At 44.6% G+C, this 14,113-nt stretch carries 21 protein-coding genes; 12 read left to right on the top strand and 9 right to left on the bottom strand.

Features of this window, described 5'->3' with window-relative positions:
* Nucleotides 1-171 precede the first annotated feature (171 nt).
* The 4 genes from RBB45_RS24590 to RBB45_RS24605 all read left to right on the top strand — a co-directional run bounded on the left by RBB45_RS24590 (nt 172) and on the right by RBB45_RS24605 (nt 1,770).
* A complete protein-coding gene (locus RBB45_RS24590) occupies nt 172-825 on the top strand; it encodes a hypothetical protein (protein WP_094769012.1) in 654 nt (217 codons plus the stop codon).
* Between the two features lie 152 nt (nt 826-977).
* Nucleotides 978-1,256: a hypothetical protein gene (locus tag RBB45_RS24595; RefSeq protein WP_094769013.1), complete on the top strand. Its 279-nt coding sequence runs from the start codon at nt 978-980 to the stop codon at nt 1,254-1,256.
* 94 nt (nt 1,257-1,350) lie between these two features.
* Nucleotides 1,351-1,458, top strand: coding sequence for a YjcZ family sporulation protein (locus RBB45_RS24600; protein WP_009793819.1), 108 nt, complete (start codon nt 1,351-1,353; stop codon nt 1,456-1,458).
* A 153-nt stretch (nt 1,459-1,611) separates the two neighbouring features.
* Nucleotides 1,612-1,770 (top strand): hypothetical protein, encoded by a 159-nt coding sequence (locus RBB45_RS24605; RefSeq protein ID WP_009793820.1) that lies wholly within the window; start codon nt 1,612-1,614, stop codon nt 1,768-1,770.
* Nucleotides 1,771-1,809: 39 nt separating this feature from the next.
* Here the strand turns inward: RBB45_RS24605 and RBB45_RS24610 are convergent, their stop codons facing one another.
* Both RBB45_RS24610 and RBB45_RS24615 read right to left on the bottom strand, forming a co-directional pair.
* Nucleotides 1,810-2,841 (bottom strand): class I SAM-dependent methyltransferase, encoded by a 1,032-nt coding sequence (locus RBB45_RS24610; protein ID WP_306010549.1) that lies wholly within the window; start codon nt 2,839-2,841, stop codon nt 1,810-1,812.
* A 256-nt stretch (nt 2,842-3,097) separates the two neighbouring features.
* Entirely contained in the window at nt 3,098-4,324 is a 1,227-nt protein-coding gene (locus RBB45_RS24615; RefSeq protein WP_224950311.1) for an MFS transporter, read from the bottom strand.
* Between the two features lie 295 nt (nt 4,325-4,619).
* On the opposite strand from RBB45_RS24615, the gene RBB45_RS24620 reads away from it, so the two are divergent.
* The gene (locus RBB45_RS24620; RefSeq protein ID WP_129612199.1) at nt 4,620-5,453 is read left to right on the top strand and encodes a manganese catalase; all 834 of its coding nucleotides are present in this window, start codon (nt 4,620-4,622) and stop codon (nt 5,451-5,453) included.
* 84 nt (nt 5,454-5,537) lie between these two features.
* Entirely contained in the window at nt 5,538-6,266 is a 729-nt protein-coding gene (locus RBB45_RS24625; protein ID WP_306010550.1) for a YqjF family protein, read from the top strand.
* A gap of 26 nt (nt 6,267-6,292) precedes the next feature.
* Here RBB45_RS24625 and RBB45_RS24630 read toward each other — a convergent pair whose 3' ends face one another.
* Nucleotides 6,293-6,427 carry a hypothetical protein gene (locus tag RBB45_RS24630; protein ID WP_306010551.1) on the bottom strand — a complete coding sequence of 45 codons (135 nt, stop codon included), beginning with the start codon at nt 6,425-6,427 and terminating at the stop codon, nt 6,293-6,295.
* Nucleotides 6,428-6,508: 81 nt separating this feature from the next.
* Here RBB45_RS24630 and RBB45_RS24635 point away from each other — a divergent pair, with 81 nt between their 5' ends.
* Nucleotides 6,509-6,694, top strand: coding sequence for a cold-inducible protein YdjO-related protein (locus RBB45_RS24635; protein WP_083783107.1), 186 nt, complete (start codon nt 6,509-6,511; stop codon nt 6,692-6,694).
* A 231-nt stretch (nt 6,695-6,925) separates the two neighbouring features.
* Here RBB45_RS24635 and RBB45_RS24640 read toward each other — a convergent pair whose 3' ends face one another.
* Nucleotides 6,926-7,162, bottom strand: a complete 237-nt coding sequence (locus tag RBB45_RS24640) for a transcriptional regulator SplA domain-containing protein (RefSeq protein ID WP_009793826.1) — start codon at nt 7,160-7,162, stop codon at nt 6,926-6,928.
* A gap of 14 nt (nt 7,163-7,176) precedes the next feature.
* On the bottom strand, nt 7,177-7,368 hold the full coding sequence (locus RBB45_RS24645; RefSeq protein WP_022543856.1) for a hypothetical protein: 192 nt from the start codon (nt 7,366-7,368) through the stop codon (nt 7,177-7,179).
* A 145-nt stretch (nt 7,369-7,513) separates the two neighbouring features.
* Between RBB45_RS24645 and RBB45_RS24650 the strand changes: the two genes are divergently transcribed.
* The gene (locus RBB45_RS24650; protein WP_306010552.1) at nt 7,514-8,764 is read left to right on the top strand and encodes an erythromycin esterase family protein; all 1,251 of its coding nucleotides are present in this window, start codon (nt 7,514-7,516) and stop codon (nt 8,762-8,764) included.
* Nucleotides 8,765-8,801: 37 nt separating this feature from the next.
* On the opposite strand, the gene pepF is transcribed toward RBB45_RS24650, so the two are convergent.
* Nucleotides 8,802-10,619, bottom strand: coding sequence for an oligoendopeptidase F (gene pepF, locus RBB45_RS24655; RefSeq protein WP_009793829.1), 1,818 nt, complete (start codon nt 10,617-10,619; stop codon nt 8,802-8,804).
* Between the two features lie 146 nt (nt 10,620-10,765).
* Entirely contained in the window at nt 10,766-10,900 is a 135-nt protein-coding gene (gene yhfH, locus RBB45_RS24660; RefSeq protein ID WP_009793830.1) for a protein YhfH, read from the bottom strand.
* Between the two features lie 272 nt (nt 10,901-11,172).
* Here yhfH and RBB45_RS24665 point away from each other — a divergent pair, with 272 nt between their 5' ends.
* Entirely contained in the window at nt 11,173-12,018 is an 846-nt protein-coding gene (locus tag RBB45_RS24665; RefSeq protein ID WP_009793831.1) for a LysM peptidoglycan-binding domain-containing protein, read from the top strand.
* 51 nt (nt 12,019-12,069) lie between these two features.
* On the opposite strand, the gene RBB45_RS24670 is transcribed toward RBB45_RS24665, so the two are convergent.
* Nucleotides 12,070-12,690: a hypothetical protein gene (locus RBB45_RS24670; RefSeq protein WP_306010553.1), complete on the bottom strand. Its 621-nt coding sequence runs from the start codon at nt 12,688-12,690 to the stop codon at nt 12,070-12,072.
* 186 nt (nt 12,691-12,876) lie between these two features.
* Here RBB45_RS24670 and RBB45_RS24675 point away from each other — a divergent pair, with 186 nt between their 5' ends.
* Nucleotides 12,877-13,296 (top strand): hypothetical protein, encoded by a 420-nt coding sequence (locus RBB45_RS24675; protein WP_009793834.1) that lies wholly within the window; start codon nt 12,877-12,879, stop codon nt 13,294-13,296.
* A 29-nt stretch (nt 13,297-13,325) separates the two neighbouring features.
* On the opposite strand, the gene RBB45_RS24680 is transcribed toward RBB45_RS24675, so the two are convergent.
* Nucleotides 13,326-13,529, bottom strand: a complete 204-nt coding sequence (locus RBB45_RS24680; protein ID WP_022543855.1) for a DUF2188 domain-containing protein — start codon at nt 13,527-13,529, stop codon at nt 13,326-13,328.
* A 113-nt stretch (nt 13,530-13,642) separates the two neighbouring features.
* Here RBB45_RS24680 and RBB45_RS24685 point away from each other — a divergent pair, with 113 nt between their 5' ends.
* Both RBB45_RS24685 and RBB45_RS24690 read left to right on the top strand, forming a co-directional pair.
* A complete protein-coding gene (locus RBB45_RS24685; RefSeq protein WP_022543854.1) occupies nt 13,643-13,789 on the top strand; it encodes a hypothetical protein in 147 nt (48 codons plus the stop codon).
* Between the two features lie 70 nt (nt 13,790-13,859).
* Nucleotides 13,860-14,006, top strand: a complete 147-nt coding sequence (locus tag RBB45_RS24690; protein ID WP_022543853.1) for a lmo0937 family membrane protein — start codon at nt 13,860-13,862, stop codon at nt 14,004-14,006.
* Nucleotides 14,007-14,113: the final 107 nt, after the last annotated feature.

A 14,113-nucleotide genomic window follows, 5' to 3' on the forward strand; every position in this document is an offset into this window, starting at 1 on the left:
ACCTGTTTCATTTTAACATGAATCCGTTTACAGTCCAGTATTTTGTTTAATAAAATTGTTTAGAAAATTAATACATGGATTCTATTTTCCATATTCGCTTTTGCGGAAAATTAAATATGGTTAGTCTGAGCAGGTTCAGGGAAACAGAAGAAAAAACAAAGGGGGGATTGGATGGATCCTTATTTTTTCGGTATTTATGCTATCATTTACACTCTGCTGCTGGTTTGGGGAATTTTTCTTTTATTTAAAAAGGGAAGGTCCACATACGGAGATGTGCTGCTAGTTGTGATTGCCGGCCTGATCTATGATAATAGCATCCTTGCAGCAGGACGGATAGCCGGAGAATCTGACATGCTTCTGTCTCTCAATAGAATGCGATTTATTTTACATGCCGCCGCAACACCTCTCCTCGTTCTCTTTGCCTGGTATGCTGCAAAAGAATCGGGTGCAAGGGTGCTTGATCAAAAGAAAAGCCTGGGGATTGCCTGGATCATAACCATTGTATTAATGTCTATAGAATTCTTTGCCATCAGGAATCTTCAGCTTGAGGCAGTAACTGAATACGGGGTGCTGAAATATGCACCATTGCATGCTCACGGTCCTCCAATAATGGTGATCGGTGTATCGGTCTTTCTCTTGATATCCGGAGTTATTGTCTGGAAAAAAACAGGCTGGTTCTGGATGTTTGCCGGAATTGCTATTATGGCTGCAGGAAGTGCTGTACCATTTGATCCAGGCAGTGCTGCAGTTACGAATCTGTTTGAGCTAATCTTAATTGCCAGCCTGCTTTTGACAAAAAAATATTTGGATAGGAATGCCGTATAAAAATGCGGGGCAGAAATTGCTCCGCACTTTTTTTCGCAACATATACTGGTCCAGCTTTAGGAATATCCGCACTTGTCCCCGGACGTTTGTCCATTAGCTGACAGGCCCTCCTGCATATGATGTTAGCGGACAACATATCGGAGGTGATTGAAATGTCAAGAAGCTATTACAATCAGTGCAGAGGCGGCATGGGCCGAATGGTGCGGATCCGGACTGTGCATGGAAGAGAGCATGTGGGAGTTATTGAACGTGTTACACCTTCAAAGGTTTTTATCAGACCTGCAGGCGGCAGGAATTACGGCGGCCACGGCTATGGAGAGTTTGATGGATTTGCGTATCCTTACGGCTGGGGCTGGGGCTGGGGAGGCTTTGGCATCGGCATTGCGTTCGGAGCAATTGCTGCTTTAGCTTTTGTCCCATTTCTATGGTAAGAGCTCAATTAAGCACAAAGATACTATTAGCCCATTCAAAACAGTCATCCTTCTCATACAATACCCTAGGTCGTGCATAAAGGGGGTGCAATGAATGAGCGGTGGAGCTGGATACGGCTACGGCGGCGGGTTTGCCCTTATCGTCGTGCTTTTCATCCTTTTGATTATTGTTGGCGCTGCTTATGTTGGGGGAGGCTTCTAATCCTTTCTGCATTTGAGCAAAAGGAATCTGTTTTCAGGCAGATTCCTTTTTGCGTTTTCCCCCTAAACCATTCTTGCTCGCATGGATGATCTCCCTGAATTAAAATCCTGAAAAAGAAAACAATATAATGACAGCCTCAAGGAGGGATTCATCATGCCAAAAGAAGCACAGGATGACATGTCACAATACAAAATGCCGGATGCGTTAAAGAAACAGCGCAATTCATCCTACCAAGTCGGCTATACCGCTACAACAGGCAATCAAACCGGCGGAGAACCTGAAGTGGGCAAAAGGGCAGACTATAAGAATTGACTTGAATCAAGCTGCGCTATGCAGCTTGATTCTGTCACTTTATCTTGCTCTTGCTACAATGCCATTGTGCACTTTTATAAATCCGTGCTGAAGAATTTCCAGTCCGTTTTCATACATATAAAGCCCCATCTGTTCGACTGTCATAAGCTCCCGGTACGTGTGGTTCATAACATCGGCCATTATTTCATAATAAAGCTTGGACCTGAGCTGTGCTCTTGGAGTCGTCATAATGATATACCCTGATGGTTTCACAAAACTTCTGTGCCAATCGACCACCTCGGGCTTTAATTTGTCAGGGAAATGCTCCAGCAGCCCCACGCTCAAGACAATATCAAATTCCTTCCCATAAGGCAGATTCCTGATATCCTCCACTACATAGTCAATTTGGAAATCATTTTTGTAAAAAGGTTTTCTGCCCCCTGTTTGTTTATTTTGGCCAAGGAAGGGATATGATTCCGGAAATTCATCAAAGCGTGCATCCCTGCAAAACGGATCATAATCCACCAGTACTGCTTCTCCGCCTGGATACATGGCAGACAGCTGCATTGCTTCATATCCTTCTGCAGCACCTAAAAAAAGGATACGGGGTTTTTCAAGGTTCAAGTTGGCAAATAGGCCTCTTTTTCCGCGCGGATCCCAAATCCCATCCTGAATCCTGTGAACATAATTCCATAGTGACAGCCTTACCAGCTCGCCCAAAGCTGATTTCGCTGCACGGGGCTTCATCATAGCTGCATTTTTCAAGAATTCCTTCTTAGACCTGTCCATTTCGGCTGGGACATCCTTAACAAACCACTGATGAAAGGAACGGTTGAACATTTCCCAGGATGTATGGACGGGAAGTTCCTTTTCATGCTCCCTTTCCCAGTCATGCTTTTCTTTTGCAAATGATGTCACTTCGTACGGCTTCCCGATGTCTTTCCACGAGAGCAAGGACCAATCCCTTACAGTGTTCATCTTAATGAATCTGCCGGCCTGCTTTTCCGTATACTCTCGCATATCCTTCCTGTAAGAGGGAAGGAGAGAGGTTTCCTCCTGAATCTCATCTGCTTTTATTTCGGTTTCAAGCAACAATACCACCCCGTTTGTAAGCGTTATCAATATTTATTCAACACAGGAAATGTCAATCCCTTTAAAAGGCGGAAATAAAACGACTTTCCTATGGCTTTACTGATTCATATTGTGATGGGACCATTTAGCTGGATAATCCTCGTGACTAATAGTGTGTTTACAGGTCTGTAAAACTTGATTTCACAAAAATGATCTAATCATTAGCAGCAATGACACAAAAACCGTCTAAAGATAAAAAGAGCAGGATATCCTGCTCTTAAATCGCCGCAGCCATCTTTTTTCTTTCTAATGTTAGAGCCGCAAACAGGAAGGAAAGCGCTGCTGCAAAACGAACAGCTGAAGTTATGCTCATAGCCGATAACATACCGAAATGATCAAGCAGGAACACTCCGAATTGCGGGGCGATAAAACCGACAAGGGATAACAAAAAGTTATAGTTGGCTATATAGCTGGTCCGGTTTTTTTCCGGCGAAGCATTAAGAAGCTGATTGAACAGCAGCAGATTAGTCCCCGAAACAAAAAGGCCGATCCATAGATTGATTAGCGTCAGGTAAACAAGATTGGATGAAGCGACTGTAAGGAGCGGGGCCGTTGCCATGCCAGCTGCTGCGATGAATAGGATAAAGCTGTTGCCTTTCCTGTCCGCCGCTTTAGCCCACCATTTAATGCTGACAATCTGGGCCAGCTGGTTGGTTACAGAAAACAGGGAAAGCCACAGGGCAGTAGCTCCTGCTTCCTTTATTTGATATATGCTGAAAATGGACCATGCCATCTGGGCACCAAAATTAAATAAAAGTCCGCAGACAACAAATGTAAGGAATGGCTTGTGCCTGAAAACAGCTAATGATAGTTTCTTTGTCTTGATGCCCTCTTCCGGCTTTTCTTTTATCACCGGGCTTTCTTTATGCTTAAAAAGGTAATAAACTTCCAGCAGCGCAAAGAGGAAGCCGAGCACAAAGAGAAATTGATACGGAAAAGGGGAACCTTGGTCATACTGCTGCAGGAAAAATCCTGTCCCGAAAGTTATAAACATGGCAGCAATTGTATTAAGGCGGTTGCGTGTGCTAAAGAATTCACCGCGTCTTTTTTCAGGGACCAGATCTCCGATCATGGACTGCCAGGACAGTCCGGAAACAGCTCCCGGGAAATTGAGCAGACCAATAAGCCCAACAAGAAACCATGGCGCATATTCCTTTGGCAGGAAAGGTACAAATAAAATCAGCATAAAAAGAAATCTTGTCGCAAATGTAGAAGCAACAGCCACCCTTTTTTTGCTCCGTGAACGATTGATCCAAACTGCTCCAGGAATGATGGCCAGAAGGCCGATGATAGAAGGAAGGGAACTTATCAGTCCCATCTGCTGATTTGTTGCCTCAAGAACACTGATGGCCAGTAGGGGGATGTAGCCGTTGACCGCATTCGTAGAAATAGTAGAAGCCAGGCCATTATAGATGCTCAGCTTTTCATTTTGTGTATATTTCAATTCTTAATCTCCTTTTTCCTTTTTCGTTGCCGCAATGGATTGTATGCTTTCGCTTCTCAAAAAACAATACATTTGGCATAAAAAGGGTAAAAGGTGGGACCTTCTCGATTAAGAACATAGACCTATTGAAGGACTTATGTCACATGACAAAATCATTATTAACACTGGAATAATTTAACTTTACCGGTAAAATCTTTCCCTGTTTCCTCTATAGTTTACGTTTTTCCACCAGGGGTACTTATTCTAGGAAGGCTTATCCAGCCAGACTAAAATACACCTGTCGAGGAGGAATTTTATGTTTTATCATGTAAAAGAACTGCAATTCGAAGCAAGGCCGGAACGTCCGGATCCCTTGTTTGCCAAGAAGCTGCAAGAGCTGATCGGCGGGCAGTATGGAGAAATGACCGTTGCCATGCAATATATGTTTCAGGGATGGGCTACACGCGGCAACGAAAAGTACCGGGACCTGCTTTTGGATATAGGTACAGAAGAAATCGGACATGTTGAAATGCTTGCTACCATGGTTGCCCGCCTGCTAGATAACGCACCTGTCAAGGACCAGGAAGATGCAGCAAAAGATCCTGTCATTGGTGCAGTCCTCGGCGGGATGAATCCGCAGCACGCGATTGTAAGCGGACTTGGTGCCCGCCCGAGCGACAGTGTCGGCAACCCTTGGATGGGCAGCTATACCATTGCAAGCGGCAACCTTCTGGCTGACTTCAGGGCTAACCTGAATGCAGAATCCCAGGGGCGCCTGCAGGCCGTACGCCTGTATGAAATGTCTGATGATGCTGGAGTTAAAGATTTGCTTTCTACCCTCATTGCCCGCGATTCTTACCATCAGAATCAATGGATGGCAGCAATCGCTGAACTTGAGGAAAAAGAAGGCATCATTACACCAAGCACATTCCCTCGCGAACTTGAGAAAAAGGATATTGCTTATAAACTATATAATCTTTCTGAAGGCCAGGAAAGCGGCGCAGGACGGTGGGCAAGCGGACCTGCACTTGATGGCCAGGGAGAATATGAATATGTTGCTGATCCTAAACCGAATGCCGAGAAGCCATTTCTGAACCCGGCTCCTAAAAGCCTTCATAATACGCTGCCGGAAGACTTAAAAAATCAATAAAGAAAGAGTCATGGCCCGGGGTATCCAGCTCCGGGTTTTTTCCTGCAGCCGGGAAAAATATGAAAAAGCAGCAGGAGGATCAAAATGAGCGTATTCAATGTAATCAGCCATAGACCCTACCCTCTTCCAAAGTTACCCTGGCTAATGACGCAGACTTGGACTGATGTGGTGTTTGTACATTGGCCAGTGGAGGCTTCTTCCATCAGAAGCTCCGTGCCTGATGGTATGGAAATAGATATTTACAGAGGCCAGGCATGGATCAGTATAGTTTTCTTTTCTCTGAAGGAAGCAGGCTTGATAATCACCCCGAGATTTTCGCTAAAAGAAAAAGTCCATGAAATGAACGTCCGGACCTATGTGAAGAGAAATGGAAAACAGGGAGTCTATTTTTTCAGCCTTGATACGAATTCCCTGCTCAATACAGTTGGTCCGAGACTTGCTTATTTCCTCCCATATTTTTGGGCTGATTTGAAAAAAGAAAGAAATAATGAAAGCTTAACCATAAAAGCTGCCAGGAAAAGCAGCCATCGTAAATACAAATGCAGCTTAAGCACCTGCGGACAAACATACACAGCTGAAAAAGGGTCACTTGATGAGTGGCTGACTGAGAGATATTGTTTATTCAATAGAAAAGGGGGGCGATATTTAAGGACGGATATCCATCATAAAAAGTGGAGATTGATGCAGGCGGAGGGCAGGGCAGCAGAGAATTCCTTTTTACCGCCGGAGCTTGAAGGTGCAGCCGCAGAAACACCTATCTTCCATTATTCCAAAAGCCAGACCAGCTTCATATGGCCATGGATGCTGGATTAAAAAATAACAGCCGTCAAATGCGGCTGTTATTTTTTCCTGTTCTGATGCTTTTCTGCCAGCTGCCTTTTGACTTCGTTGTAAGAAAGTCCCGAAGCTGCATTTTTTTTCTTTACTTCTTCAATATCAGTTCCTGCAGCAGTATACCTTTTATTAGACTCCAAGCATATTCCCTCCAGTTCTTTTTATTTAACAGGTTAAAAAGGCAGAACCTGCACATACTAGAAAAAAAGGAGGCGGTTCCTATTTTTTTCAACAAGAGAGCACAAGAAGAAAAGCCAGAAGATATCTTAATGGATACTGAAGTATACTCCTGCGCCGGTGAATCCTGCAATGGGTGGATGAGGAAAGATTTCGCATCCGATGACTTATTATGCCCCCTTTGCGGAACAGGTATGACTGCTGAAATAAGAGAGCTTCCAAAGATTTGATGCTGCACGATTAATGGGAAGAAGCCTGAACCTTTGTCAGGCTTCTTTTTGTTGGCATAACGCAGAGTATTTATGCCGCGTTCCTGGAACAAGGCTTTTCCGCTTTTCTATTGTCCAGCTCCGCCGGCTAGAGCCTCGAGTCATAAGCCACGCAAGGATTAAAGGCAAAGAACGCCTTTTATCCTTGCGCGTCTTATGCTTGTCGGCTCTGGGCAAGCCGCTTCCGCTTTTCTATTCATAATGTTCTTCAAATGCTTTTTCTGCGGCGGCTTGTGAGGTGAACAGGGCGTCGTCGTCCTCAATTACGTGAAAGGTTTCGTTTAGGAACAGGGCATACGCGTTGGGATCTTTGGGATGCTGGACGATTTCTGCTGCCCGGATATTTGAGACCGTAGGGGTATGGGGGTTGTTATATATAACAAATACTTCGTCCCCGGCTTTTACTTCTTTAGGATTGATCATATCCATATTGGCATTCTCCTTTATAAGTTCTCGTTTTGCTGTCCAATTTCGCCTGCAGCTATGATGCTATTGGCTGTTTCCAGTGATTCATGCTCATTGACAGAGTCTCCGGGCGTATTTCTTTCGTTTATCCCGCGAGCATCAGTGTCTATTGTCATTTCAGGCTCAGAAGGTGCAAAATTCTTAGGGTCTTCTGTTTCTTTCTCCTGCAAGTATATCCCCTCCTTTTTTCGAACCATCTATTTAAAAGTTTTTCCTGATGTATCTCCACTATGCATTACGACCAAATTAAAGCAGAGGCTTTAGGATCTGAGCAGCGGGAATACGCATAACAGATAGAAAAAAAGGAGGCAGGGAATGTTTAAAAATAATGCAGAAAGAATAATCTCAGATATCCAGAACCACAGCATTAGGATTGATAATTTTAATGACTTGGATGCAGCAGCAGAAGCTGCCGGCAGCTCCCAGTTCGTCCTACTTGGTGAAGCGTCCCATGGAACATCTGAATTTTATACCTGGAGGGCAGAGCTGACGAAGAAGCTTATCGGACAATATGGCTTCAAGGCCGTCTGTGTTGAAGGGGACTGGCCATCATGTTTTGAGGTTAACAGCTATATCAAATCGTATAATCAGCGCCTGCCACAGGATGTACTGAAAGCAGCATTTAACAGATGGCCGGAGTGGATGTGGGCCAATCGTGAGATCCAGGACTTTATCGTATGGCTCAGGGATTATAATGAGCAGGCAAAAAAAGATATGATTGGCTTTTACGGTTTGGATGTCTACAGTTTATGGGAGTCCATGGAGGAAATCATCCAGCATCTTGAAAAAGACAGCTCCAATGATGCAGAAGCTGCCAAAAAAGCTTTTTCGTGCTTTGAGCCTTATTACAGGAATCCTGAGGACTATGCGGTGTCATCGGGCTTTTATGGAGAATCGTGCGAGGAAGAAGTAATGGAGCTGCTGTTAAATATCCGGAGAGACTTGGCAAAATACCCTCCCCAAAATGAAACGGCGCTTAACCTTTCAGTCAACAGCCTTGTTGCCCTTCATGCAGAAAGTTATTACCGGTCAATGGTAAAAGGAGGCGCTGAGGACTGGAACATTAGGGACAGACATATGGTCAGCGCAATTGAGGAAATCATTAAATACTATGGTGAAGCTACAAAGATCGTCATCTGGGAGCATAATACGCATATCGGTGATGCAAGAGCAACTGATATGGAAATGCATGGGATGACGAATGTCGGCCAGATTCTCAGGGAGAGGTATGCCGGCAAAGTATTTGCGCTCGGTCTGGGAACATACGACGGGACTGTGATTGCCGGACGCAGCTGGGGAGAGAGAAGGGAAGTGGTGCTTCTGCCTCCTGCAGCAGAAGGTAGCTGGGAGGATTTGCTGCACCGGGCTGGTGCACATAATAAGCTGATTCTCTTCAGCAGCGAAAATCGCAGCCTTTTTCAAGAAACGATTGGACACAGAGCGGTGGGAGTCGTATATAATCCGGAATTTGAACTCAATGGAAATTACGTTCCTTCACAGATTTCCGACCGGTACGATGGTTTTCTTTTCATTGACCGCACTTCTGCTTTAAGACCTCTTGACTAAAGAGGGTGAGCCTGAATCAGGCTCACCCTTTGTTTCATTATTGATAGCTGTCCGCCAGTTCATCAACAAGAGAACCGACAAAAGAAACAGCTTTCCTGATCGAATCCGGCTTGCTCATATCAACGCCCGCGTCCTTGATAAGCTCCAGCGGCTTTTTCGTTCCTCCGGCTTTCAGTACATCGATCCACTGTTCAACGGCAGGCTGTCCTTCTTCCTTGATCCTTTGTGCAACAGCAGTTGATACAGTCAATCCCGCAGAGTAAGTATACGGGTACAGACCCATGTAGTAATGAGGCTGCCTCATCCATGTCAGGCTTGCCCCTTCATCGATTTCAACTGAACTGCCCCAGAAGTCTTCAAGCACCTGTTTCTTCTCCCTGGATAATAAAGCAGCCGTCAGGGGAACCCCTTGCTCCGCCAAAGCATAGACTCTTCTCTGGTATCTGCCTTCCAGGAGATGTGTAACAAAGTTATGATAATAGGTTCCAAGTAGCTGAAGGATGACCCAGCGCTTCATCCGCGGATCTTCGGTGCCTTCCAGTAGATGCTGCCCCAGCAGAAGCTCATTGATCGTCGATGGCGCTTCTACAAAATAAGTGGAAGGACGGGTATTCATAATACGCTGATTTTTATTTGCCAGGTAGAAATGGCCGGCATGGCCCAATTCATGGGCAAGCACGAATGCACCGCGCATTGTATCTGTCCATGTGATCAGAATATACGGGTGCGAGCCGTACGGGCTTGAACAGAACGCACCTGTCGATTTGCCGATATTATCTGCAAGGTCCACCCATCTGTCTTCAAGGCCTTTTTTCATGATTTCTGTATATTCTGGCCCCATCACCTGAAGAGCTTCCAGGATGACTTCACTGGCAGACTCATAGGTGGTGGCCGGGTTGAATTCCGGGTCAAGCGGCGCCTTAAGGTCAGCAAATGTCATCCTATCAAGTCCGAGTACCGTCTTCTTCAGTTCAGCATACTTGCGCATAATAGGGGCCAATTCTTCTCCGATGATATCAAGCTGATTGTGGTACATTTCCTCTGTAACCTGCTGAGGCTCCAGCAGCATTTCTGTTGCAGATTCATACTTTCTCGCCCGGGACAGAACGACCTGCCGTTTCACTTCTGCTGAATAAGCGGCAGCAAACGTGTTTTTATACTGCTTCAGTGTATCAGTGAAAGATTCATAGGCAGCTCTTCTTGTATGTGTATCAGGCGAAAATTCATAACGGTCTTCAAACAGGGCAAAAGAGTTTGGCAGTACATTGCCCTCCTTGTCCTTAAATGAAGCGAACTGCATATCTGCCAGCTTGCTGTTTTGATAAACCTGATATGGAGAGGCATGTACCTCGCCAAGTGAGGCAAGGACTTCTTCAGTCTCTGGGCTGAGCTTATGTTTTTTTGTTTCAAGAAGCTCTTCAAGATTTTTTCTGAAGGCTTCCAGCTCTGGCTGTTCTTTTATGTATCTCTCAAGCAGCCCATCTTCAAAAGCCAGGATCTCGGACTCAATGAAAGAAAGGGCGGAGTTCACTTTTGCCCGGAGTGACGCTGCCAGCGATGCGTTGGACTGATTGTCAGGATCTGATCCATCTTCAGATTGGCGCAGGGAAGCATAGGTTCCGGCCTGGACCATCCTGATGGAGTAAGCTTCCTGTGCCAGCAGGCATTCCTTCAGGACAGCAGAGCCGCTGGCAAGCCTGCCTTTATATGAATCAAACCGGGACAGGTCAGCCTCCAGGCTTTCAAGCTCACTCTTCCAGTTTTCTTCCGAAGAGAACAAATCATTTAAATTCCATGTAATAGCCTCAGGGACCTCTGAGCGTGCTAGTCTTTTGACAAGTGTTTTTTCAGTCATTTATAAAAAGCCTCCTTTATATAAAACGGGAAGATGTTTCGAAACCCTAAAGAAATTATACTTCATCGGAAGGCATTTTCCTATCCTTTATCTAAATATTTTTAATCTTTGTACATGAAAAAACGGGCTAAGCCCGTTTCCAATTGCTACTCATGTTTTTTAGCCAGGCATCTGTCGCATTCCAGCAAATAGGCTTCTGCCTGTTCTTCCATATGTTCGCCGCATTCCGGGCATTCCTTCTTCGGAAGGTTCCTGAAAAATTCAACTGGGTTCTTAATCATGATAATTCCTCCTTTTATAATACAACTAATTTAAATTGTTTCTGTTATAGTACAGTATACCTTCAGTTGATTTATTTGTGAAGGATAAACTGCAAATTTTTTAGATTTTTCCACCCGATACAAAATTTAGGTAAAAATTCGAGAAGCGAAATATGGCTGTTAAATGCTTGTCATGAACGTAAAGGATTTATTATCTGCCTGTTCTTTTTCTCAGAATATTTCATGCTATGATAGATTCCGTTAGCGAGAAATAGCTATCAGGAGGTAATCAGATGAAAAAACAAATTTTATCATTAGTGGCTGCAGCAGCCGTGGCCGGAGCAGCCGGAGCCAATGTACAAGCAGATGAAATTTCCGTAGAAAAGGGAGATACCCTTTGGGGGCTTTCCCAAAAATATGAAGTAACAGTAAATGATATTAAGCAGTGGAATGATTTGTCTTCAGACATGATCAGAGCAGAAACCACTCTTTCTATTTTTCCAGAAAAAAAATACATAATTAAATCCGGGGATACGCTATGGGCTATAAGCAGGAATCATGGCGTTTCCGTCAGTGATTTAATGCACTGGAACAATCTGTCGTCAGACTTGATCTACCCTGAACAGGCCCTTGTCATCCATCCGAAAGGAAGCATAAAGGAAAAACCGGCAGCACCAGCGCCTAAAGGGCAGGAACAGACTGAAAAACAGCAGGCCGTACAAGCTGCTGAAAAGTCTCCTGCTCCTGAAAAAACAGCCCCTGCTGAGTCTAAGCCTGCTGAAAGCGAAGGTACTGTAAGCACCCAGCCTGCTCCTGAAGCCAGTGCACCAGTAGCGCAGGAAGAGGTCGGCAAGGAAATCACCGTTACTGCAACCGCCTATACTGCCAGCTGTGAAGGCTGTTCCGGCGTAACATCTACTGGAATTGATTTAAATGCAAATCCAGATCAGAAAGTCATATCGGTAGATCCCAATGTCATTCCTTTAGGTTCCAAGGTATATGTCGAAGGATATGGCAATGCGATTGCAGGAGATACAGGGGGCAGCATTAAAGGCAATAAAATTGATGTATTTATCCCGACTAAAGAAGAAGCAATCAAGTTTGGCAGACAGACATTGACGGTCAGGATACTTGATTGATATATGTAATGTAAGAAAGAGGCCGGATACACCATTTGGCCTCTTTCTTTTTTATACTATTGTCCTTTCATCTTCCTCTTTTTGCGTTTGTTTATCTTTAATCACGAAACGCTGCACAGGCTGTGTCAGCTGATAAAAGCGGTCTTCAAGAAAATTGCTGACAGCAGCAAATCGATCATGCATGCCAGAACGCAGATCTTCGTAATGCCTGCCCAGTTTCTGAAGCAGATCCTCCTGTTTATCCAGACGTTCCATAATGGTCAGATGGGTCATTTCATGCAGATCTACGAGAGAATCCACTTTATTCTTCAATTCTTCGTGTTCTTCTAAAAGGCCGTCAGGCGGAAGCAGATTATCCATCTTTCGGGAGAGTTCCAGCATCATCGCTTCCTGGATAATTTGCTGGTCATTCCATTTCTCCTGCCGGGCACTTTTCTGCTCCACGCTTTCTGTAAGCTGCAGGTGGTGACTTTCCATCATTTCGAGCCGCTGAAGGATTCTCAAGCCAGCTTCTTCCTGCTTTAGCATACATTCTTTCAGCTGTTTTAAATAAACTTCCTCCAGCCCGGCCAGGTCCTCAGAATGCCGCTCTGCTGCAGCAAGCAAATCGGCCTTAAAAGATTCGATTGACCGTGAGACAGCCTCTCTGAATAGACTGTTTTTGTAGATCACCTGATTCCCGCGGGCAGACACTTCCAAATTCTCAGTAAATATGATGGGCGAAATTCCTGAATTAGCATGGTTGCTGATAGGGCACAGCTCCTTTCTGATTTTAGGTTATCCTATGTAATGATTGCAGAAAAGCTGCAAATAATAGGCAGGTGACCCATTCAGGGAAGAACAGATCGGGAGGCGGATATGGAAATATTTTCTTTTGATGAAGGCAGTCAGGCTGACATTGCAGGAACCATCATGATTTCGCCTGAAGAAAGATCTTTTTGGCTGGCATTTTGCACCTTCAATATCCACTGGAGGGGGGAAGTGATTCAAACCAGGGATGATATTCTAATAGGTGAGAGGGAGCAGCTGAAAAGGGAGTACAGCATTTTTCATGATCTTTATCAGCAGCTTTTGATGCAGCTGCCGTGGAAAGATGCATCTGGTCTGAAAATGAATCTAAAGCTTGACGAAGGGCTGCTATACTTGATCTTTACGGAGATGGACACTTTCAGGGAATACTGCTGGGAAGCTGGGGACACAGAAGGGGAAGAACTTTGCAGCTCTTACAGGATACTTCTAAAGTCGCTGATTGAAGAGGATTTAAACAGCAAAAGATAAGCCCCGCCATATTAGGCCGGGCTTTTACTTTATTGAAATAATTTTTCGTCGATGACCTCATGATTATCGTCCATTACGGTCACCTTGCTCGGCTTATTTTCTTTAGCCATCTTTTCAGCTTCTTCCACTGCTGCCGTTCGGCTGCCGAATTGTGCTGCAGGTGCTGCATCTTCCAGCTTGACCAGCCAGAGGTTTTCATCCTTATTTGGTACAACTGCATATTCTTTAATCATATAAAAAACTCCTTTCACTTTCTTAATGGTTTTTTTCCCTTTCCGCACCCTGCTAAACCGGGAATATGATTTCTCTGAAAGGAGATAGTAACATTAAAAAGGGAGTGATTAACTTGCCTGAGGATAAAAAAGAACCGACTATGGCGCCGGGCATTGATGACAGTGACGAACTGAACCAGGATGCTTCCGCACAGGAAAGGCAGAAAGGCGAATATACCAATGTGACTGCATTAGTTCTGGATGAAGCGGATCCAAGCTGATAACACGTGTGTTTATGCTAAAGTATCAAAGGGTATTTGAATGCTACCATGAATAGAAAGGAAGATAATGATGCTGAAATTTATCATAGGGGCACTTTTGGTGCTGTGGCTGCTTGGCTTCATTTTTAAGATTGCAGGAGGGATCATCCACATTCTCCTCGTAATTGCTGCTGTTCTGCTCGTCATCAATCTTATCAAAGGAAGAAGAACCAGCTAGATAAGGCCTCCAGGCGGAGGTCTTTTTTGTTAAACATTCTTGTTGATTTTGGGCTCATTTCATCACAGCTGAAATGAGCCCAAAATCAACAAGGTACACTAACACAG

Source organism: Bacillus sp. MMSF_3328 (assembly GCF_030733525.1).
GTDB lineage: Bacteria > Bacillota > Bacilli > Bacillales > Cytobacillaceae > Bacillus_AB > Bacillus_AB infantis.